Here is a 22,470-nt window from a genome sequence, read left to right on the forward strand (position 1 = left end):
TTCTAAATTGTTCTTAATTAATCTGATGTTGCAGTGTTTGAATAGAAATTGAAAACTGATGTTTGAGGTGATGAAAATCAATCTTACCCTCTAACTTGTTAGAAGAGCTGTATTGAATCTCAATGATCTTTTCACCGTCGCTATCAAAGATGGCGCGAGAATTATTTTTATCAATAATTCGCCACCTTACCTCATTTAACGATCCTTCCCAAGCGGAACTCGGCCAGAGCGTGATCATCAGGTTAAATAATACCTGTTCTGGCTGCGGTAGCGAACCTTGTAAACCGTTGAGCACTTCGGTTTGAATTTGTTCTCCATCGTAAGACAGTGAGAGTACTCTTGTCCCCCAGGATGAAAAGCCTGCCAACACCACTTCGTTGTTGGTCACTTGCAGTTGTACCGGAAGTTGCTCAGATTTGGTTTTACCATCTATTGCCCAAGAAGCCGTAATTAACTGACTGGCAGACAACTGATAGCCCAAGCTTGCGGGAGTGGGCAAGCTAACTTGGGTGTGCTCGTCAATGTCGACCTGAGGCGTCGATTGGTGAGGGACCAAGCTGCATGCACTTAAAAACAGGCTCAGTGTGATGAACGTCGCGTAGCGAAAGGCGTGATTGAAAATCATGACGTCGTTTCCTCTGTTTTAATTGCAATCGGAGAGAGCAACCAAGCGACAAAAATACCACTTAACACCGTAATGCCGAAACTGTGAATCGCGTGAGTTTGGCTGAGTGACAGCAACCCAAATGACAGCACAGTGGTTATTGCCGAAAGGGTGATCGCCAATAGTGTGCTCACACTGCGCGCTTTCTCGGCAAAGAACAGAGTGTAATCGATCCCTATACCAAGAATGAGCACCAAGCCAAGCAAGTTGAACAGGTTTAATGTTGTTCCCATCGCGACAGCAGTTGCCAGACCACACGCGCAAGCAATCAATGATGGCAGTAAAACTCGCCAACTGTGTTGCAGACCGTACCGCTTGATTAATACCAGAAAGATCACAGCACTGGCGGCTACCAATAGCTCCATGATTTTGATTCGGTATTCACCAAATAGGGCGGATATTTCTTCAGCTTTGTTTAGGTAAACAACATCAGACTGTGATTTGGCAAATGCCTTAACAACAGCGGAGTCTTGCAATTGGTTTAACACCACAACCGTTGCCGATCTTCCTTTAATTTTACCCAAATGAAGAAAACGTACAGGCGCTGATACCGGGTTTTGCAAGTACTGTTCAACCGTAACAGGGATAAAGTCGGCGTCCATTTTCGGCTTTTTATTTAAGCGCAGTCCGGATGCAAGTGGGCTGGATTGTGTTGCGTAAAGATCGCGAATCAATTGATAGTCTTGTTGCTGACGTTCCACTGAGCTCAAGTAGCGGCTCAGGCTCTGGTAGCTTTCGATGGTGCTGTCCGCTTTCCACGCTTCTAAAGTTGGTGTCAAAGACTCTAGCTTTTTCATTAGGTTTTCGTCATCGTCGGCGGTAACGACCAACATTTGCTGCGAAGATTGCATGCCACTGAGCGTCGTAATCAAGGTTTCTTGCTGCTTGAGATCGTTCGGCATCGTTTGCAGCAGACGAATGTCGTCATCGTAGTTCAATTGCAGCAAGAAAAAGCCACTCGCAACCACACATAACATCGGTAATCCGACTTTAATTCGAGGTTGATTCCAAAGCGTTAACCATTTCGCCAACAATGATTGTCCCGGTAAAGTCGAAATGGTGCGCGATGGGTTACGAGCCAGTATCGGATACCAAGCCACCACGGTGATGTAAGCGGCAATCAGACCAATGGATGAAAACAGCGCAAGCTGCTGCAAACCAGGAAAAGGTGCCACTAACATGCCCAAATAGCCGATCAAACTGGTGATTAAACCAAGTGTGATAGCGATGAAAATATGCTTTAACCCTTGCTCGCTATCCCATTCATTTCCCGCCGCAAGACGTTCCGTTAGGTAGTGGAATGCGTAGTCGATAGACACACCGATTAAACTTGCGCCAAACACTAAGCTGAATAGATGGACTTTTCCAAAAATCCACGTCGTAACTGACAACGCAACGAGCAAACCAATGGTGATGGAAAGCAGTGCCAGAGACAGTGGAACCACACTACGAAAGACCAATACGAACAATGCAATGATACCGAGCAGAGAGAATACACCGATGGTGCTGATCTCCGATTTTGCACTTTGCGTACCAAAGTCGGCGTAAAATAGAACGCCAGTATGTGCGACTTCAGCGCCATATTTCTGCGCGACGCTTTGTTCTAGCGCTTGAATGTCAGGGACGGCAAGCTGCCCAGTTAGGCTATAAGGTGAGTCTTTTAGCTCGGCAGTAATAAGCAAGTATTGAGCACCGTCTTTTTCGACGGATAGATAGCCGTTATCCAATCGGAAAGAGGACGATTGCTGGGTAACTTGGCTTAAATAATCACGAAATAGCAAGAAAGGGTCATTTTGTAACTCTTGCCCGGTCACCCCAGAAAACGGGTTATACAGAGACTGAATCACATGCTGCACTTGCTGTTCTGGATTTTGGCTTAAACGCTCTCGTTGTTCAGGTGTTAGCAGTTGGAAGCGGTGCTTAAAGTAGTAACTTGCCCAAGCTTGCTGTTCTTGAGGTGAGATTTTCCCTACCACATCGCGAAAATGATTACTTTGGCGTAACCCCTTATCAAATTCAGCGGCCGCTGCAAAAAGGGCATTTTTGTCCGGCGCTGTGATCACGAAAATGACTTTGTCGCTCATACTTGCCGAGACCGACTCAAAGGCTTGCTCAGCCACCGGGTTTTGTTGGTTCTTCGGCAGCAGTTTTAAAATGTTGGTCTCAATCGGAGATTCTGCACTCCAAACCCATTGTTTGAGTAGCAACGCGCCCGCTAAAACAACGAGATTGAGCCAAACAATCGCAAAGGTGTGAGTGCCGAGACTGAGTTTAGAAACGGAATTGAGCGTCTTCGGCATCCGTGAGTTCCTGAGGTAGAGAGGTCTGGTTCGTAAACGTGATTTCGGTCTTATCGCCACGCAGCTCTTGTAGGGTTAGGCGATCAATGTGCGTTTTACCGGAAAGAGTGATGGATTGAAACACCGCATTTAATGGCGACTGTTTTGGCACTAAAACGAGCTGCCATTGATTGTTCTCAACTGAAAAATCGAGTGTGAATTGTTCTTGCAGTGCAGAAGTATCCCCGTGGAACACGGATAAAAACACATGGCTAAAGTAGAACGCCATTGGGTTTTCTTCAGCAGAAATCGTTTTCGGAGCTTGGTCGGCAAAAGTCTGACGAAGTTTGTTTTCCGTCAATACCAAATTGACTGCGAAAGGTTCAGTTTGTTGCCACAACAAGCCATGTGTTTTGCTCAGTGTGAACTGACCTTTAGAGGTTAAAGGTTGACTAAACATTTCCAGATGACGCTGCTGCGTAAAATCTCCGCGTACGATTTCATGCTGAGACAACTGCTGTTGAAGCGATGCCAAATCCGTTACGTTTGCTGTCGGTGTGGCCAGTGCTGGAACAGAAAATATCAACAAAAAAGAGAGTAACCACTTTTGCATTAGTTCAGGCTCCCATGGTTGTGCCATTGCTCTACTTTATCTAAAAAGACTGCTGGAGACACAAAGCACATCTCTTGCTTTTCAATGGATACGGCGACTTGCGTTGTATGCGCTTTGGACATACGTTGATTCGTTTCGGCGTCGTAAATCACGTAATCCACACGCAAGCGGTTTTCCCACTCAGTGAGTTGCGCGGTAATACGAATGGTGTGATTAAACGGAATCGCCTTGACGTATTTAACGCGCGTGTCGATGATCGGCCACATATACCCAGAGTCTTGCATATCGCGATAGCTGTATTGAATCTTCTCCATCAGCACACGACGCGCTTCTTCAAAATACCGAAAGAAGTTGCCGTGATAAATCACGCCCATCGGGTCAGCATCTTGGAATGAGGTGACCATAGTCACCTCCGCTTCTAATGGGTAGAGAACCTGCTCTTGCATTATACCTCCGCGTAGAGTGGCCAATGACGTTGCTGAATGCGTTCAATGAAATGACGCAAATCTTGTTCCAATGGGCGATCTTCAATCACAAATTCAAACTCGCTCAGTACGGCGTCACGAATTACTCGCAAACTCTGACTCATGTGGTGTTCGTCCAATTCGTTATGACGGCGACGAATCTCAACCGCTTGAACGCTTGCTAGGAGTGAAGCCGCAGCAACTTGCTCTGTTAACTCAAGTACGCGTAAGCAATCACGAGCCGCAATGGTGCCCATGCTCACTTTGTCTTGGTTGTGACATTCGGTTGAGCGAGAAAAAACGCTTGCTGGCATGGTGTTTTTCAACGCCTCTGCCGTCCAAGCTGAGATACCAATCTGAACCGCTTTAAAGCCGTGGTTGATCGGTTTACGCTCGCCTTCTGCACCGGTTAAGTTAAACGGCAGGCCGTTATTGAACTTGTAATCCATCAGTTGCGCCATCTGACGGTCCAGCAAATCAGCTAAGTTGGCAATGTTCACTTTCAACGTATCCATCGCCATTGCGATATGACCACCGTAGAAGTGACCACCATGCAGAACGCGCTCGTTGTCGCCATCGATGATTGGATTGTCGTTGGCACTATTTAGTTCATTCTCAATCAATTGACGTAGCCAAGGCAGGGAGTCTTGCACCATGCCAATTACGTGTGGCGCGCAACGCAGCGAGTAGCGATCTTGCAGTCGGTCGCTATTGCGTGGCGGACGCTCAGCATTGAGATCATCACGCAGCCAAGCTGCAACTTGCTGTTGACCAGGGTGAGGTTTTACCGCAAACAACGCTTCATCAAAGTGGAAATCGTTACCTTGCATACCTACAGAGACCATTGCGGTAATCTTGGTGCAAAGCTGCGCTAGGTATTCTGCACGTTTGTAGGCAAGACAGGCGAGGGCCGTCATCACGGATGTACCGTTCATTAACGCCAAACCTTCTTTTGGTTTTAGGCAAATTGGCTCAATGCCCAGCTCTGCGAACACTTCTTGTGTTGGTCGCACATCGCCTTTGTAAAGCACTTCACGCTCGCCAATCAAGGTCGCCGCTAGGTAAGAAAGAGGCGTTAAATCGCCGCTTGCGCCCACCGAGCCTTCTTGTGGAATACGCGGCGCAATGTCGTGATTGATAAGCGTAACGATTTGGTTTAACAGATCGTGAGACACGCCAGATACGCCTTGCGACAATGAACATAAACGTGTTGCCAACACCGCGCGAGCTTGCTCATGAGAAAGGATTTGACCTAAGCCACAACCATGGAAGCGTGTAAGGTGCAACGGAAGTTCATCCACAAGAGCGGGTGGAATCGCCACAGTACATGAATCGCCGTAACCCGTAGTCACGCCGTAAATAACGCCTTCTTCTTTCAGTAATCGTTCGAGAAACGCCACGCCACGATCAATTTTCGCGGTAAATTCTGGCGAGGTGTTCATGTTTGCCTTTGCACCTTGAGCAATGGCAACGACATCTTCGATGGTTAAAGATTGGGCACCAAAAGTGATGTTGTGATTATTGTTGTTTGTCATGTGGCTGATTACTTAAAGTCCAGAAGTTAAAAAAGTTGTACCACTGTAACGGCGCTTGCAGTGTGTGGTGTTCTAATCTTTGTGCGTACTGTTGAACAACGTGTTCTAGTGCCTGCTGACGCTCCTTGCGCGGTAGCGTGATTTGGTCACTAAAGTGTTCAAAGTACACATTAAAATGCGGAGTGTTCGCTTCATCGTCGCGTAGGCCGAAGAGTAAGTAAACCGGCGCTTTTAATACCGAGGCTAGCATGAATGGGCCTTGCGGGAATGGTGCAGGTTTACCAAGAAAATCTGCCCAAACGACACGATTTTCTTTGCTGGTGGAAGTGCGATCGCCAACGATCACCACCCATTCGCCTTGCTCGATTTTTTGTTGAAGCAGAATCGCGGTGTCTGGTCCCATTGAGCTGACTTGAATCAGATTCAGTTCCGAATTTGGGTTTACCGCCTTCATTACCGCATTAAATTGTTCAGCGTGTTGGGTAAATACCAAGGCATTGATTTTGACATGAGAGTGTCGACGACCAAGCGCACGGCAGAGTTCGATATTGCCAAGGTGCGAGCCTAAAATGAGTACGCCTTGTTTTTTCTGCGCCATCTCTTCGAAATGATGCTGGCCGTGAATGGTTAGGTTATCGACGTTAAAGTCACCTTGCCATGCTGCCAGTTTGTCGAGCATGGTTCGCCCAAAAGAAAGCAGATGATGATAGCTGTCCAACTGTTTTGGTAGTGCGATGCTCTGCTGCGTTGCGTAGTACTGCAAGTTTTGCAGGTAAATCTCAGACGCTTCACGGGCAGATTTACCCGTGAAGTGGTAGTAGCGCATGACTAACTTTAAAATCAGGTCAAACGCTTTTCTGCCGAACAAGCGGTAAACCGCGAGTAAGGTTTTGATGCCTAAAATCGTGCCTTGTTCTTTTCGTTTCGACCAGTGGGCATTACTGTCATCTGTGTTTTGGCGCTTTCTGGCGAGTAGCGAAGGAATGCGCGGCAACATGCCAAAAAATAGGCGAGTGTGCATCCAGCTTATCTTGACGTTATCCCACAATGCGTCGAAGTGGGAAATGCCACCTTCAGGGTAGATCACGCGCGTTGGAACAAAATCAATGTCGACGCCTTCCCAGTACATTCGCACTAGAATTTCGATATCAAAATCCATGCGTTTGCCGATACTGTACTTGTTCAACACGGCGACCGTTTTCGCCACTGGGTAGGCGCGAAAACCGCACATGCTGTCTTTGATAGACAGTGACAAGGTTTCTATCCACACCCACACGTGCGTAGCGTAGCGACCATACAAACGGGATTTAGGTACGCTCTCGTCGTATATCGGTTGGCCCGAAATCAGGTTATCTGGTTTTGTTTCGCTGGCGCTGAGCAATTTCGGCAATGCTTCTAGGTCGTGTTGACCGTCTGCGTCGATTTGAATGGTGTGCGTAAAACCAAGTTGGTGAGCTTGATGTAGGCCTGCCATCACCGCGCCACCTTTGCCTTGGTTTTCACTCAAACTAATCAGTTTTATCAGCCCTTGTTCACTCAAAGCAGAAAGCGCTTGTTTGGTGTCTTCATTGCTGCCGTCGTCCACGACCAGCACTGGCAAAGCGAAAGAGGATAACGATGCCACCACGTCTGCAATTGTGCTGCCGTGGTTGTAGCAAGGAATTAAAAAGCAGGGGCGATAATCACTCACGTGACTCACCCAGTTTCATTTTTCCTGACGAGTGAGTCACCAAGGTTTCACCGTTTGTCGATGTGTACTTAAAGGTCAATTTCTCGCGCTCATTGTCCCAAGAGAGTGAGAGGCAAACGTCGGCGTTTGGCAGAATCGGCTCTTGAAATTTGATGACTTCCATTCCTTTAAATACCTTGGGAGTATTCAAATGTTGAACGGCGTAGAACAGCGCCCAATCAATTTGAGTGACGCCGGGTAAAAGAGGGAAGTGATTGAAATGACCTTGGAAATCTAAGATGTCAGCATCCACTCGCAGCGACAGCTCTGTGGTGTGGTCACTCACTTCAATATTCTGAATAGTTGGTTTTCTTTTTTCCATGTTACTAGCTTTATTGGAATAGTTTTTCAATTTCAGCAACTTGGCGTTTGCCTTGGCTGTTCAATGGAATTTCGTCGACCACTCGGAATTTTCTCGGGATAGCGATCGGTTCTAGCCAATTACGCAGTGCCTTGCGAAGCTCAAGCCAAAATTTGCCTTTACCAAGTTCATTAAGCACATCGCTGCCTTGATCGTTAAGTACGATGATCGAGACTAACGTGAGGCGACCAGATTCTTCCATTGGGATCACCACGCTTTCTTGAACCCACGGCAATTGCTCTAAACGTTTTTCCACCTCGACAAGGGAAATACGCTTTTCTTCGACTTTGACGATTCGGTCAGTGCGTCCACGCAATTCAAAAGAAATACTATCATGGAAATAGCATTCATCCGCAGTTTGGTACCAAGTGTTTTCATCAATGTGTGGCGAGCGGAGCTTTAAACAATTTTCATGGTTAAGCTCGGCTTCAACACCAGGGAATAACGTCCAGGGAGTACTGGCTTCGTGCTGCTGACGGTAAGCGATGCCGCCGGTTTCTGTGCTGCCAAAAACCTCAATAGGAAGTGACCCAAACAACAGCTGGCTGTGCTGCGCGGCTTGGTTTGGCAAGGGACCACCAGAAGAAAATACGCACCGAATCGCAACCGGATTGTGCTCTTCACTGAGTCGTTTTAGTAACGCAGGGCTGCTTACTAGCGTGGTGTCAGCATCAGCGTGATGGACAATTTGCTCTGGGAACTCAAGGTTGTGTGCTGAAAATGGACGTGCAGAGCACAAAGGCCACAATACGCGGAACAGCAAGCCGTAAATGTGTTGATGAGAAACGGTGCTTTCAATGCGTGTGCTGGCAACCGTGTCGCCCCACAGGTTATCTAGAATAGCAACTTCGATATCGAGCTGTTTCAGCGTTTTTGCAATGGCTTTTGGTGTGCCGCTTGAACCCGAAGTGAATAGCGTTACCGGTATTTCCGCTAGGTTTAATTCACGCCAAAAATAAGGTTGTTTGGCCTCTGGCTCGTTAATCACGGTGGTTTCTAGCAATGATTGAGCTTCGATCAAAAGCGAGCTCACGAGCTCTGGAACCGAGACATCGGCATCATGCAGCAACAAATCGTAGTGCCCACTGAGCTCTTTGAGTGCTTCTGGTTGGTAATTACCAGGTAATACAATGGATTTTCCTGCATAACAACAAGCAAAAAAGCCAACGGCAAACAGGTAGCTGTTGCCAAAACACAACGCAATGTTTTGCGTTGGTTGGGTTTCTAACTGCTGAGCAAGTGTTGCGACGTGCTGCTGGAAATCACCCCACGTGATAACCGTATCGCGATCGTAAGAGACTGGGGATTGCTCAGACCTCTCTGCTATGAACAAGGTCGCTAGGGAGGTAAAGCTCGAATACGTTGTATTCATACGATTAGTGTTCCTTTCGAACAAATTGACGCACGATCCATTCTCCAGCGAACAAGCCACCAGCAAGTAAGTAGCTGATGAGGCCGTTATAAAGCGTCCATATTTTTACTGGTAGGAAACAGGTATAGAGCGCGAAAGCGGCATTCAGTACAAAAAAAACGCACCAAACCATCGTCACTTTGCGAGTGTAAGCCACGCCACTAGCCGGAAGGTCGGGTTCTTGCAAGCGAGCAAGCCTCTCTATGATCGATTGCGGCTGTTTTAAGCTCAGTCCAAATACACACAGCATACATACATTGACAACGACAGGGTAAAACTGAAGCCACCCATGTTGTTTAAACACCATGCCAAGCGTAATTAGGACAATGCCAACAGCGCCCGTAACGAGCGCCAAGAACTTAAACTCTTTTAGTGGGGTCTTATTTGCGACGAAAACACGCAAAAGTAACGCAGCAATTAACAAGCCCCCAACTAAGTTCAAGCCAAATTTATCTATACCGAAATAGACGGCGAAGGGGTAGGCAAACAGTACAATTGCAGACAGACCAGTCAGCAATTGGCGCATTAACTTTCCTTCAATAACTCAGTGACAGCGTTAACCACATCGTCAACGGTTCTTACTGCACTAAACTCTGCTGGCTTGATTTTTTTGCCAGTGACATTCTGTAGGTGTACGACCAAATCAACGGCGTCAATGCTATCAAGATCGAGATCTTGGTATAAGTGCGCATCTGATTGAATGTCGGCTGCGTCAATTTCGAACAGCTCAACAAGCGCATCTTTAACTTGTTCAAATACTTGATCTTTATTTACATCAGTCATGAATATACCTACAACTTATTCATTAGTTTGAGAAGAAACGTATTTCGCTAGATTTGCTACAGACGCAAAGTGTTCGCGCGTATTTGAGTCGTCGGCATCAATAACGATGTTGTATTGTTTTTTTATTGCGAGTCCAAGCTCAAGCGCGTCGATAGAATCTAAGCCAAGTCCATCACCAAAAAGTGGTGCATCCGTTTCAATATCATCTACGGTTAAATCTTCAAGGTTTAAAGCATCAATAATAAGTTGCTTAATGTCGTTGTGTAACTGTTCCACTGGGACCTGCTTATTAATAAAAGTTTTCTGGAAAAATGTTTTCAGCTAGGTGCTGTTGTAAGCGTCGCGCCGCTATTGTCGGCGACGTAGTTTGCTTTATAAAGGGGGTAATCTCAACTTTATCCTTAACTTCTACCCTGAAAAAGGGCTTTGTTGCCGGTACTTGATACCATTTTTTCTCTTTTGTGAGGAAACTTGGTGTTACCGTAATATGGACCACCCTTAAATCTCGCTCTGTTCTTACCGCAATTTGTGCTGCACCACGTTGTAATTTCGGTTCTACACCTGGCGTTGTTCTTGTTCCTTCAGGAAATATAAGCAACACGTTGCCTTTGTTAAATCGTTCATCACAAAGTGCTAATAAATCATCCGGTGCTTCATTGGGAATATATCCGGCTGCTTTTACGATGTGCTTCATAAAAGGATTCGACCATATTGCCGATTTTACTAAACAGTCGCAGCGATTTAATTGTGAAGCAATGAGAACGTAATCGATTAAACTAGGGTGGTTGGCAACAATTAAACAATTACGATCTTGTTGAAGAATATCGGCACCAATGATTTGATAATCGATTGCGCCACTCAACTTCATCAATTTACAAAATGTGTTGAATGAATATCGAATCGCACCTTGAACTTTATATTCGCGTTCCGTTTGGTCTGAAACAAAAATACGAATGGTCGGAATAACAATGAAGCTCAGTACTAAACCACCTAACCCAAATACTGAAAAACAAAAGCCTGTTGCTAGCACACGCCAATACTGATTTAAGCGAATCATTTTTTGTGCCATTCCCAAGCTTGATGCGGAGCGAAAATAGTCCACTGGCTTTTATCTAACAAGTATTGTTGCAAAAATACTAAACCTTGAGGAAGAGGATGACCGGAACGTTCTGCGTTTATGGAGCTTTGTATCGCGAAATTGTCTCCATGAGAAAGTATTAAGCCAAGTCCAAACCCTTGGTATTGTTGGTTTTCATATTCTAAATAAGAGTCAGGCATAGGCTCATCAAAATCAACAAGCAGTACTTTTTTGTCAGGATTGTCGGACAAAAACAGCCATGCTTCTAATATTGCGCTTTGGAATGTGTTTTCTGCCGCAGCGATAGAAGTTAGGGGAATGGGTTGTTTAGTTGCGATAGTGGCAAGCCCTGCGGCGGTATTGTGCACCGATTGAGAAAAAGCCATCGGAGACGCCTCTTCTCCATTAATTATATCTTCAACTAGTGCGACGCTGCGATGCAGTTCACCATGACGGCTTGAAAATACAAGGTAATCAACTTGATGTTGATTAAGCATTTCGATTGCAGTTTGTACCGCCAGTTTACTGAGTGGGCTCATTCTTCTGCGCATCATCGCAGGAATATTTGCAACATTGATTTTGCCATCTTCTGGCCATTTTATCTCTGTTGCCCATTGTTTCCATTCATTGGATTCGGATAAACCGAATGAATTCGCTGTCCACGCATCAATATTGAACGAAATGTTGATCTTCGAGTTTGGCATATTGGGTTAAATTGTTTATTTTACAGCTCGATACAAATTGGGGTTGACCCAAATTCACAATAAAAAGGAAATTATCATGTCGCGTTTTAAGCTGTATGTCTCGTTATTATTAACTTTGCTTCTTGTTGGTTGTGGACGAGTACAACCTGTAATGAATGTGGAGGATACTCCAGTTGCTTATGATCTTCAAAATAAACAAGTAAAAATGGCCATAGTGCAATCAGCAACTAACCGAGGCTGGACGATCGAAGAAGTAAGCCCTGGTGTTCTTATTGCAAAAATCCACGTTCGTAAACACTCTGCAGAAGTAAAAATCCCATACAATAATAATTATTACTCAATTATTTATCTCAACTCAGTAAATCTCAAAGCAAGTGATGGCAAAATCCACCGCAATTACAATCGTTGGGTAAACAACTTGAATGTTGATATTCAGCGAGCTATTGCATTGTTGGGCAATCAATCTCAACAATAAAACTATTAATTGCAGTTAGGTTTTTCCGTGTTAAATCAAAATAATGACCCTTTTAATGCTTTTGAAGCGAAGACAGAAGCTCAGAAGTTATCTTTTGCACCAATCGTGTTCCAGACCGCCAAAACGCTTCGAGATTTAGGTATTTTAGCCGCTTTAGACAGCGCTGGTGCTCAAGGCATGAGTGCCACAGATATTGCCGAGAAAACGGGAGTATCAGAATATGGTGTTAAAGTACTGTTGGATATGGCAATTAGTGCGCATATTGTTTTATGGGAACGACCTAACTATTCGCTTGCAAACCTTGGTTTTTATCTTCTTCATGATGGTATGACGAATGCAAACATGGATTTTACGGCAGATGTTTGTTACGCCGCGATGATGCATTTGACGGAAGCAATTCAAGAAGGTAAACCGTCAGGTTTGAAAGAGTTGGGCAATTGGGAGACCATCTATCAAGGTCTATCGACGTTACCAGAACAAGCCAAACAGAGCTGGTTTAAGTTCGATCATTTCTATTCGGATCGCTCGTTCCCACTTCTGCTTAAAGAGGTATTTGCAAGCAAGCCAAAGCATCTTGTGGATATTGGCGGAAATACGGGAAAATGGGCGATTCAGTGTTGTAAACATGACCCTAACGTTCAAGTGACGATTGTTGATTTACCGCAGCAATTAGAAGTAGCGATGAAGAATGTTTCAGAAAACCAGTTCGTCGAGCGTGTACGTCCATACCCTGCAAACATGCTTGATAAAGCACAAACATTGCCTGAGCATGCTGACGTATGGTGGATGAGCCAGTTCTTGGATTGCTTTTCCCCAATTGAGATCCTCAATATCCTTAAAAAAGTTAAAGCCCAGTTAACGAAGGGAGATACTATTTACGTATTGGAGCTGTTTTGGGATGCTCAAAAATACGCGGGAGCTTCCTATAGCCTTAATGCCACTTCTCTTTATTTTACCTGTTTAGCTAACGGTAATAGTCGCTTTTATCGCAGTGATGATTTCTTAGAAATTGTCGAAGCGGCAGGTTTATCTGTCGTTGAAAGAGCCGACAATATTGGCCTTGGTCATACCTTATTAAAACTACAAGCAAACTAAATTCAGAATGAAAACAGAGCTCAAGCAAGTTGTTGTCGTAGGAGCGGGGCCATCAGGTTCAACCGTTTCTGCGTTATTAAAATCGCGTGGCATAGATGTTGTTGTCTTAGAAAAAGCGACTTTTCCACGCTTTTCCATAGGAGAAAGCCTGCTCCCTGCATGTATGGAAGTTGTTGAACAAGCAGGAATGACCAATGCAGTAAAGCAGTTTGGCTTCCAGTATAAAGATGGTGCTGCATTTCGTCGTAATGGCGTATACACCCAGTTCGACTTTACAAACAAATACACGCCAGGACCGGGCACGACGTTTCAGGTTCAACGTGCCAACTTTGATAAAGTATTGGCAGATAGCGCTGAAGAGCAAGGCGTAGAGATTCGCTATCAGCATGAGCTGCTCAACCTAGTGTTTGAAGGGAAAAAGTCTCGATTAGAAGTGCTCGACTCAAATAAGAAGGCTTATCAAATCGAAGCAGATTTTGTGTTGGATGCCAGTGGCTTTGGGCGTGTTTTGCCACGCTTGTTGGAGCTAGAAGAACCTTCTTGTCTTCCGCCTAGAAAAGCGATCTTTACCCATATCGAAGATCATATCTCTCCCCAAGAGCCGGAATACGATCGCAACAAAATTTTAATTTCAGTTCATCCTGAAAATCACGACGTATGGTACTGGCTAATCCCATTCTCTAATGGTACTTGTTCGTTTGGTGTGGTGGGTGAGCCAGAATTTTTCGAACAATACCCAGAAGATAAGATTGCAGCGTTGCAGCAGTTAGCCAATGAAGAGCCGGGTTTGGCTTCTTTGTTGCGAAATGCGAATTACCCGAATCCAGCAGGCGAGTTGGGTGGCTATTCTGCTAACGTCAAACGTTTAGCGACAGAGCACTACGCGTTGCTTGGTAATGCAGGTGAGTTTCTTGATCCTGTATTTTCATCGGGTGTCACTATCGCCATGAAATCGGCAGAGTTTGCAGCGGACTGCGTGGTTCGTCAGCTGAATGGTGAAAAGGTTGATTGGCAAGAAGAGTACTCGCAACGCTTAATGGTGGGAGTGAACACATTCCGCACTTATGTGGAAGGCTGGTACAACGGCACGTTGCAAGATGTGATTTTCTATCAAAACCCGAACCCACGTATTAAACAGATGATTAGTGCGATTTTGGCTGGATATGCTTGGGATACGAATAATCCTTACGTAAAACAAAGTGAGCAGCGTTTGTCGACGCTTGCAGAACTGGTTCGGGAAGCTGAACTGTAAGAATATACATTCGCTTATCCGAGAATCAGTAAACCTAGGTCTTACCAAAAAATTGGTAAGACCTTTTTAATGCCTCTTTACTTTTACTTCTAGCGTGTTGGAGACACATTGACCACTTACATCGGTGTGTATCGAATTTGAGAATTTTTATGGTGACATTGATCACATCTAGAATTCCTGTTGCTGATATTTATATTAAATTTGTAGGAAATGGATTACATTCTGGGAGTGTTCCCTACATCCGGCTTCGTTGTGAAAACGGTTTATAAGCAACTGTATAAGTTAGTAAAGTTCCAAAAACTACATCAAAAAAAAGACAAGTTTCTTACCAAATCAATTCGCTTGGTGAGTTCGAGCCATCGACTACGCCAAACGCTTCCTCTACTTTCTAAAATTGTCGAAGAACATGACGCATCAACGGTCTCTTCGATTGCAGATCCCGAGAACGCGGTCGCGTGGGGAGGCAAAGTTTCTCCAGAGTTCAAATCTAAAGTCATCCGTATTAGTAAAGAGCTAAAGATCAATCCTAATCATCTTATGGCGTGCATGGCATTTGAAACTGCTGAAACTTTCAGTCCAAGCATCAAAAATGGTTCCGGAAGCGGGGCTACAGGGTTAATTCAATTTATGCCCTCTACCGCAGAATCATTAGGAGTGAACACAAAGACTCTTGCGAGAATGAGCGCGCTTGAACAACTTGACTATGTGAAAGCGTACTATTGGCCCTATCGAAATAAAATTAATAGCTTAGAAGATGCTTACATGGCCATTCTCTACCCTGCTGCGATTGGTAAACCGCCGTCTTTCGTTTTGTTCAGACAAGGCTCAATTGCCTATCGACAGAATGCAGGTATCGACCGCCACAAAACGGGGAAAATCACGCTTAATGATGTTTCCTACAAAGTGAGGCAAAAATTAGAAAAAGGTTTGCAGCCCAATTTCATGGGCTAAGATTGTGTCATGTTCCTAGTTTTTCGTGCATGAATCCTTCTGTTACTTCACAGGGATTCTGATACACTACGCGCCCATTTCCTCTGTTGAGACCTTTCTATGCCATTTTCTAAGCTTGGTTTAAGCGCATCGATTGCTGATGCAGTAAAAGCGCTAGGTTATGAAAAACCCACTTCTATCCAACAAAAAGCCATTCCAATCGTATTGCGTGGCCGCAATTTAATTGCAGCAGCGCAAACGGGCACAGGTAAAACGGCCAGTTTTGTTCTGCCAATCTTAGAAAAGCTTAGTCGAGGCGAAACGCAACGTAAAAAACGCGCTCGTGCGATTATCCTAACTCCAACACGCGAACTTGCGCTTCAGGTTCATCAAAGTATTGAAGCTTATGGTAAAAACTTACCATTACGCTCAATGGCGATGTTTGGTGGTGTGGATTATGCACCACAAAAACAAGCCTTGATCGAGGGTGTCGATATTGTGGTAAGCACGCCTGGGCGCTTGATTGATCTGTACGGTCAACGCGCGATTCACTTTGATGAAGTGGAAATGCTAGTGCTTGATGAAGCCGACAAAATGTTGGATATGGGATTCATCGATGCGATCGACAAAATCGTCGACTGTATGCCAGAACATGTGCAAAGTTTGCTGTTCTCAGCGACGTTATCTAACCCTGTTCGTGACTTGGCGAAAAATGCGATTATTGATCCTGAAGAGATCACGATTGCAAAGCACAGTGCCTCAAAATCAAATATTAAACAGTGGATCACGACCGTCGATAAAGACATGAAGTCGTCGCTGTTAAGTCACTTGCTTAAAGAAAATGACTGGTCGCAAGTACTGGTATTTATTGAAACTAAACACGGCGCGGCCAAACTGGTAAGCCAACTTGAGAAACGTGGCATTGTGGCAGAAGCATTCCACAGTGGCCGTAATCAGCGTGTTCGCCAGGAATTAATAGAAAAGTTTAAAGCGGGTGAAATCCAGTACTTAGTCGCAACCGGCGTTGCTGCGCGCGGTATTGATATTGATAATCTGCCAGTTGTCATCAACTACGATTTACCTTACCCAGCGGATGAGTATGTACATCGTATTGGTCGTACAGGTCGTGCTGGCGCGAAAGGTGAGGCGATATCACTGGTTTCAAAAGACGACTTTAAGAACCTCTGCATGATTGAAAGTCGTTTAGGGCACTTGCTAGAGCGAGTGGAAATTGAAGGTTTTGCGCCAAGAAAGCCAGTACCTATTTCAATTTTAAATTACGTGCCTAAGAATAAACGTAAACCGCACGATAAGCGCGAATCAAAATAGCCAGTTTATCCCATGATCTAAAAGCCGCATTCTTGCGGCTTTTTGCGTTTTTAGGCATCCAATTATGTAGCCATCGCGACGGTTTCTATTCGGTAATGAGGAAAAAAGTTAATCAGTGTCATACGCTTAACACGTAAAGTGAATCAAGGTGCGTTAAGCTTTTGTCAATTATCTGTCCGCAGGTTTGCACAAGGTAAGGAATGGGCGCAAACTTTTTTGCTTGCTAATGAATGCATAAGATGGGGCACAAATGAAAACAGGTGATAAGCAATTCGCCGTTATTGGTCTTGGCCGATTTGGTTTGGCAGTGTGTAAAGAGTTACAAGATTCAGGCGCTCAAGTTTTAGCCGTTGACATCAACGAAGACAGAGTTAAAGAAGCCGCCAGTTTTGTTAGTCAGGCGGTTGTGGCTAACTGTACTCACGAAGAGACGGTTGCTGAGCTCAAACTTGATGATTACGACATGGTGATGATTGCCATCGGAGCGGATGTCAATGCCAGTATTCTTGCGACATTGATTGCTAAAGAGGCGGGAGTAAAGTCAGTATGGGTTAAAGCCAACGATCGCTTCCAAGCTCGTGTTCTGCAAAAAATTGGCGCAGACCACATTATCATGCCTGAGCGTGACATGGGGATACGTGTCGCGCGTAAAATGCTCGATAAACGGGTTCTTGAGTTCCACCCATTAGGCAGTGGCTTAGCTATGACGGAGTTTGTGATTGGCTCTCGTTGGATGGGTAAGACACTAAGTGATTTGGCTCTGTGCAAAGTCGATGGCGTGCAAGTGCTAGGGTTTAAACGGGGCCCAGAAATTACCAAGGCACCTGACCTTAATACCACACTAGAAATTGGTGACCTAATTATTGTGGTCGGCCCTCAAGATGCGCTCGCAAATAAATTAAAATCGCTATGACGTATTTTCATCAGAAAGGTGTTTTTTACGCACCAGATGGTAAACAAGAGAAAGCGAAAGGCAACGAACCGCGAATTATATTGCTCAGTTTTCTCGGTGTTTTACTGCCTTCTGCGGTATTGCTAACCTTGCCAGTTTTTTCTGTTACGGGCCTGTCGATAACGGATGCTTTGTTTACCGCAACGTCCGCTATTAGTGTGACAGGGCTTGGTGTTGTCGATACTGGGCAACACTTTACGCTTGCGGGTAAAATCTTGCTGATGTTTTTAATGCAAATCGGTGGGTTGGGGCAGATGACGTTGTCGGCGGTCTTACTCTATATGTTCGGCGTGCGTTTGAGTTTGCGTCAACAAGCGCTGGCGAAAGAAGCATTAGGGCAAGATCGGCAAGTCAATCTAAACCGACTAGTAAAGCGGATTGTTGTTTTCGCGCTTGTTGCAGAAACGATCGGGTTTATTTTTCTCTCTATCCGCTGGGTCCCTGAAATGGGCTGGCAGACTGGTATGTTTTACGCCTTGTTTCATGCAATTTCTGCATTTAACAACGCTGGGTTCGCGCTGTTTTCTGACAGTATGATGAGCTTTGTGAATGATCCGTTGGTTATCTTTACACTGGCGGGGCTATTCATTTTTGGCGGGCTTGGTTTTACTGTTGTGGGTGACATCTGGCTAAACTGGCGCAAAGGTTTCCACTTTTTGCATCTTCACACCAAAATCATGCTGATTGCGACACCGATATTGCTCTTAGTCGGAACGATGATGTTTTGGTTACTTGAGCGAAGCAACCCAAACACAATGGCGTCTTTACCTGCAACAGGGCAATGGTTGGCGGCATTCTTTCAATCTGCGAGTGCTCGAACGGCAGGGTTTAATAGTGTTGACTTGGCGTTGTTTACCCAGCCAGCCTTACTGGTCATGATTGTTCTAATGTTAATTGGAGCGGGTTCCACCTCAACGGGGGGCGGTATTAAAGTTTCCACATTTGCTGTTGCGTTTATGGCTACGTGGACCTTTTTACGCCAAAAGAAACATGTGGTTATGTTTAAGCGAACCATAAATTGGCAAACTGTGACTAAGTCATTGGCAATTATCGTTGTGAGCGGAGCCATCCTGACAAGCGCAATGTTTTTATTGATGCTTACCGAGAAGGCCAGCTTTGATAAAGTTATGTTTGAAACTATTTCCGCATTTGCCACAGTGGGGCTCACCGCCGGTTTGACTGCGGAACTTTCTGAACCTGGTAAATACATTATGATCGTGGTGATGATCATTGGTCGTATTGGGCCGCTCACGCTTGCCTACATGTTGGCACGTCCTGAACCTACCTTGGTCAAATACCCAGAAGACGCCGTTCTTACAGGTTAATATAGCGTTAAACAATGGCCGCGCGACCATTACGAGCATTGATTAATAGCAGTGCTCGTACATTTATAGAATATGTGGAATGTTGCCCAGTTTTACCTACAAATTCGTAGAAGTTCATTTCTTCTTCCTTTCGTTTCGATACTATTCATTCACTCAATTTATATTCTCAGAAGCTACGCTCATAACAGCGTTTTGGAATCCGACGCTTTTGTAGTGTGACACCAAACTACGTCGTGTTATCTGAGCGAATTGATACCAGCCTTCGTCAATAGTCACTCAGTCTTACTCTATGCCCATAGGGTTACTTTGTGTTTGTTGTGCTCGGTATTAATTAACGAATCGAAAAGATGGAGTCGTACTTTGAAATTCAACACACTCGCCATGGCTATGCTAACTGCGCTTCTTGCAGGGAAGAGCATGGCAACTACTCCGCCATCACCGGTTTGGCATACTATTGCGTTGAGCGATGGTAGCTCCAGTGAGGCAATTCTACGTGGAACGGCAGATTTCCACTGGTTTGAAGATAAGCAGGGCAATGCCTTACTTCAGGAAGACGGCGTTTGGTTTTTCGCGCAGATTCAGCGCGAGTCAGACACGCCAATATTGATCTCGACAGGTGTGGTGAAAACGCAGTCGAGTGAGCCACCTGAGTCGGCGAGGTTTCGCCCGGATTTACAAGTTAAACCGCAATTATCTTCTCTAAAAACCATTGAACCGATGGCACGAAAAAACCTACTGCGTTCGGCGCAAGGTTACCAGGCGATGAGCAGTTCAACGGTGAAGCAGCAGCCCCTATTGGTTGTGCAAGTTTCGTTTGATGACCAAGCAATGGTGCACGATTTCGAGCAACGCGTATTTAATACCAATGGTCAAAGCGTTGTGGATTACTTTGATAAAAACTCTCAAGGTAAATTCAAAGTTGTTCCTGCACTTGAGAGTTACGGCACCGCCAATGACGGTGTGATAGATGTGACTGTGGCACAAAGCCACCCTAACTGTCACTCTAGTTCGACTGATAAGACATGCACCGCCAAGTTGAATGCGGTTTTCACCGAGGCTTATCAAAAACTGGATCCATACTTTAATCTTTCGGCCTACGACAGCAATCAAAATGGTACCGTAGAACCGTCAGAACTCTCTGTCATGTTTATTTTTGCGGGGGGAGATCGTTCAACAGGGGTTCTCAACCGTCCTGCTATTTGGCCACACAAATTCTCTCACGATGATGTCACACTAGATGGTAAAAAGATCACAGACTATTGTGTGTTCGCTGACTATCAAGTTGATCATCAAGCGACCTTGGGCGTGATCGTACACGAGCTTGGCCACTTAATGCTTGGCTTACCGGATTTGTACGCAAGGAACAGTGATGCCTCGATCGGCTCTTGGGGCGTGATGGGTGGCGGTTCATGGGCGCAGAAACCGGGAGATTCATACGCTGGTGACACTCCGGTGAACATGAGTGCATGGAGCAAACACGCTGCTGGTTTTGTTGTACCAACGGTAACTCATGAAAGTCCAGCGCCTATTTCTGTGAACAACGACGATGTCAAGCTGGTGTATCTCGACCCGTACTTGAAAGAGTTTGGTCCACGTATTTACTTGGAAAATCGCACCTTTAGCGGTTACGACCGAGCATTGGCGGCTGAAGGTATCCTAGCGACGTCGGTCAATGTCCAGAACCGCTTTAATGATGTTGGCGCGATGCAGGTTCAAATCATGCAGGCTGATGGTCTGAATGAGTTAGAAAATGATGGTAGGAGTGACGCTGACGATTTATACCCTAATGGTGGCGATGTCATTTCAGATACATCGACCCCGGGTCTGAGAGCGATCACAGGGTTTGATACTGGGGTTCGTATTTCCAACATTGCCAGCAACACCAACGGCGGTAGCTTTTCTCTTGAGCATACAAACGAACCAAATAAATCAGCATGGCTGAACTCTCTTCACCAAGGTTATGTGTACGCGAGTGGGAGTAACACTCTGGCGGTGTCACTGGACTTGAATAGTGATACAGAGCTTGATGGTCTTCAACTTTACGCGCAAAGAGATAGCGCTCAAAGTGACATGACTTATCGAGTTTGGCGATTCCCATTTTCTGGAAACATTGGCTATCGATTAATATTGAATCAAAACAACACTGAGCTTTTACAGCAAGGTAACTTCCAAAAGTCATCTCGAATTTTATTCCCCCAACCAAGCCAATTGAGTGCGGGTCAGCATTTATTGGTCGTTGAATTGGAAGGCGGTCAATTTGATGCAAACTTTGATTTCGGTCGCTTGCTAAAAACTGAAAAAGCCTCTCTACCTGTAATGTGGACTGGTGATTACAGTGAGATTGGCACGTTTGGTCTAGAAAAAGCCGGGTTCTCTTATATTCCGTTTGCAGCATTATTAAATGTGGATGCGAGCAACTTGGTTGAAGCGAAATCTGATTCGTTACAAACCAATAAAAATACGCCAATCAAACTGAACCTGATGGACAATGATTTCATGGCGGTAGCGTATCAGTTCAATGTGGACATTGTGCAGAAGCCTGAGCACGGCACCATCTCTGGCAACCAGTACCAACCTGAAGCTAACTTCGTTGGTCTGGACACTTTCCAATATCGTTTGTTGTCGGTTGATGGTGCGTACTCATCTTCAATCGTGAATGTGCAGGTGGAAGTGCTTGGCAGCAACGAAGCGCCAGTGGCTGTGATTGATGTTGATAATAAAGACATGACGGTTGGGCAGCGAGTCACGTTGTCTGCGTTAAATAGTACGGATGCTGATGGTGATGTGTTGAGTTATAAATGGGAGCAGTTGGCTGGCACTTCAGTTTCTCTTGGCAATGCAACCAGTGTTAGCACAAGCTTTACGGTGCCTCAAGGTGCAAAAGCTGGTGAGGTTCTGACATTCCGTTTAACCGTGACTGATCCTAGTAATGAAACGTCCAGTGCTACCGTCGATTTAACCATGAAAAACGCAGCGCCACTTACGCTTGCAGATACGGCGACCGTTGCCGTTGGTGAAAGTATTCTGATTGATGCAGCGAGCAATGATTCGGATGTGAACGGCGATAAACTGGTTGTAGAAAGCGTACAGAACGTAACGGGTGTGGGAAGTGCGAGTGTAGAGAATGGCAAAATCCGTTTTCAAGCACCGGATAGCCCTACTGACGGCATCAAGCTGCGATATACGGTTTCAGACGGTCATGGTGCCACTGCTACGGGTGAAGTTATCGTGACGGTTGTTGCTTCTTTGAAGACAACGACATTCAAGAACTCTGAAGGTAGCGGCAGTGTTTCTTATTGGGCTTTGATGTTACTTGCAACATTAGGCTGGCGACGTCGCGTCTAAAACGGTATTGAATTGCGGTATAAGCCACTCACATTGAGTGGCTTATTTTTTATCTGATCTATTTTGGTTTCGTTCTCATTGTCTTATGAGATGTGTTTCTCATTATTTTTAAAGCGATTTTTCTACTCTGCGGTTACCCTAGGGGC

21 protein-coding genes are annotated in these 22,470 nt (G+C 45.3%); 8 read left to right on the forward strand and 13 right to left on the reverse strand.

What is annotated here, in order from left to right:
* Nucleotides 1-13: 13 nt before the first annotated feature.
* Genes R7O13_RS19510 through R7O13_RS19570 form a run of 13 tightly spaced genes read right to left on the reverse strand, consistent with a single transcriptional unit; the run spans nt 14 to nt 11,621 of the window.
* Nucleotides 14-625 (reverse strand): DUF3261 domain-containing protein, encoded by a 612-nt coding sequence (locus R7O13_RS19510; RefSeq protein WP_318057861.1) that lies wholly within the window; start codon nt 623-625, stop codon nt 14-16.
* Nucleotides 622-2,964 carry an MMPL family transporter gene (locus R7O13_RS19515; RefSeq protein WP_318304504.1) on the reverse strand — a complete coding sequence of 781 codons (2,343 nt, stop codon included), beginning with the start codon at nt 2,962-2,964 and terminating at the stop codon, nt 622-624. The genes R7O13_RS19510 and R7O13_RS19515 overlap by 4 nt, the downstream gene beginning before the upstream one ends.
* Nucleotides 2,936-3,556 carry a LolA family protein gene (locus R7O13_RS19520; protein ID WP_017634795.1) on the reverse strand — a complete coding sequence of 207 codons (621 nt, stop codon included), beginning with the start codon at nt 3,554-3,556 and terminating at the stop codon, nt 2,936-2,938. Before R7O13_RS19520 ends, R7O13_RS19515 begins: the two co-directional genes overlap by 29 nt.
* Nucleotides 3,556-4,002 carry an acyl-CoA thioesterase gene (locus R7O13_RS19525; RefSeq protein WP_213893653.1) on the reverse strand — a complete coding sequence of 149 codons (447 nt, stop codon included), beginning with the start codon at nt 4,000-4,002 and terminating at the stop codon, nt 3,556-3,558. Before R7O13_RS19525 ends, R7O13_RS19520 begins: the two co-directional genes overlap by 1 nt.
* Complete coding sequence (locus R7O13_RS19530; protein WP_213893654.1) at nt 4,002-5,555, reverse strand: HAL/PAL/TAL family ammonia-lyase; 1,554 nt, start codon at nt 5,553-5,555, stop codon at nt 4,002-4,004. Before R7O13_RS19530 ends, R7O13_RS19525 begins: the two co-directional genes overlap by 1 nt.
* Nucleotides 5,539-7,245 (reverse strand): glycosyltransferase family 2 protein, encoded by a 1,707-nt coding sequence (locus R7O13_RS19535; protein ID WP_182039297.1) that lies wholly within the window; start codon nt 7,243-7,245, stop codon nt 5,539-5,541. The genes R7O13_RS19530 and R7O13_RS19535 overlap by 17 nt, the downstream gene beginning before the upstream one ends.
* A complete protein-coding gene (locus tag R7O13_RS19540) occupies nt 7,238-7,606 on the reverse strand; it encodes a 3-hydroxyacyl-ACP dehydratase (protein WP_182039296.1) in 369 nt (122 codons plus the stop codon). The genes R7O13_RS19535 and R7O13_RS19540 overlap by 8 nt, the downstream gene beginning before the upstream one ends.
* A gap of 10 nt (nt 7,607-7,616) precedes the next feature.
* On the reverse strand, nt 7,617-9,017 hold the full coding sequence (locus tag R7O13_RS19545) for an AMP-binding protein (RefSeq protein WP_318304509.1): 1,401 nt from the start codon (nt 9,015-9,017) through the stop codon (nt 7,617-7,619).
* Between the two features lie 4 nt (nt 9,018-9,021).
* Nucleotides 9,022-9,582, reverse strand: coding sequence for a hypothetical protein (locus R7O13_RS19550; protein ID WP_225461877.1), 561 nt, complete (start codon nt 9,580-9,582; stop codon nt 9,022-9,024).
* The gene (locus tag R7O13_RS19555; RefSeq protein WP_005382279.1) at nt 9,582-9,839 is read right to left on the reverse strand and encodes an acyl carrier protein; all 258 of its coding nucleotides are present in this window, start codon (nt 9,837-9,839) and stop codon (nt 9,582-9,584) included. The genes R7O13_RS19550 and R7O13_RS19555 overlap by 1 nt, the downstream gene beginning before the upstream one ends.
* A 15-nt stretch (nt 9,840-9,854) precedes the next feature.
* On the reverse strand, nt 9,855-10,115 hold the full coding sequence (locus R7O13_RS19560) for a phosphopantetheine-binding protein (protein WP_005382278.1): 261 nt from the start codon (nt 10,113-10,115) through the stop codon (nt 9,855-9,857).
* 13 nt (nt 10,116-10,128) lie between these two features.
* Nucleotides 10,129-10,896, reverse strand: coding sequence for a lysophospholipid acyltransferase family protein (locus tag R7O13_RS19565; RefSeq protein WP_053307503.1), 768 nt, complete (start codon nt 10,894-10,896; stop codon nt 10,129-10,131).
* Nucleotides 10,893-11,621 carry a beta-ketoacyl synthase chain length factor gene (locus R7O13_RS19570; protein WP_054865733.1) on the reverse strand — a complete coding sequence of 243 codons (729 nt, stop codon included), beginning with the start codon at nt 11,619-11,621 and terminating at the stop codon, nt 10,893-10,895. The genes R7O13_RS19565 and R7O13_RS19570 overlap by 4 nt, the downstream gene beginning before the upstream one ends.
* A gap of 76 nt (nt 11,622-11,697) precedes the next feature.
* On the opposite strand from R7O13_RS19570, the gene R7O13_RS19575 reads away from it, so the two are divergent.
* The 8 genes from R7O13_RS19575 to R7O13_RS19610 all read left to right on the forward strand — a co-directional run bounded on the left by R7O13_RS19575 (nt 11,698) and on the right by R7O13_RS19610 (nt 22,324).
* On the forward strand, nt 11,698-12,096 hold the full coding sequence (locus tag R7O13_RS19575; protein ID WP_042524005.1) for a hypothetical protein: 399 nt from the start codon (nt 11,698-11,700) through the stop codon (nt 12,094-12,096).
* A 27-nt stretch (nt 12,097-12,123) separates the two neighbouring features.
* On the forward strand, nt 12,124-13,191 hold the full coding sequence (locus R7O13_RS19580; RefSeq protein WP_042524007.1) for a methyltransferase: 1,068 nt from the start codon (nt 12,124-12,126) through the stop codon (nt 13,189-13,191).
* Nucleotides 13,192-13,198: 7 nt separating this feature from the next.
* On the forward strand, nt 13,199-14,443 hold the full coding sequence (locus R7O13_RS19585) for an NAD(P)/FAD-dependent oxidoreductase (protein WP_042524009.1): 1,245 nt from the start codon (nt 13,199-13,201) through the stop codon (nt 14,441-14,443).
* Between the two features lie 210 nt (nt 14,444-14,653).
* A complete protein-coding gene (locus R7O13_RS19590) occupies nt 14,654-15,394 on the forward strand; it encodes a transglycosylase SLT domain-containing protein (RefSeq protein ID WP_080276914.1) in 741 nt (246 codons plus the stop codon).
* Between the two features lie 99 nt (nt 15,395-15,493).
* On the forward strand, nt 15,494-16,702 hold the full coding sequence (locus R7O13_RS19595) for a DEAD/DEAH box helicase (protein WP_005382264.1): 1,209 nt from the start codon (nt 15,494-15,496) through the stop codon (nt 16,700-16,702).
* Between the two features lie 250 nt (nt 16,703-16,952).
* Nucleotides 16,953-17,615 (forward strand): potassium channel family protein, encoded by a 663-nt coding sequence (locus R7O13_RS19600; protein ID WP_005388291.1) that lies wholly within the window; start codon nt 16,953-16,955, stop codon nt 17,613-17,615.
* Nucleotides 17,612-18,979 carry a TrkH family potassium uptake protein gene (locus tag R7O13_RS19605; protein WP_005388288.1) on the forward strand — a complete coding sequence of 456 codons (1,368 nt, stop codon included), beginning with the start codon at nt 17,612-17,614 and terminating at the stop codon, nt 18,977-18,979. The genes R7O13_RS19600 and R7O13_RS19605 overlap by 4 nt, the downstream gene beginning before the upstream one ends.
* A gap of 360 nt (nt 18,980-19,339) precedes the next feature.
* Nucleotides 19,340-22,324 (forward strand): M6 family metalloprotease domain-containing protein, encoded by a 2,985-nt coding sequence (locus tag R7O13_RS19610; RefSeq protein ID WP_318304524.1) that lies wholly within the window; start codon nt 19,340-19,342, stop codon nt 22,322-22,324.
* Nucleotides 22,325-22,470: the final 146 nt, after the last annotated feature.

The organism is Vibrio sp. Y176 (genome assembly GCF_033438945.1).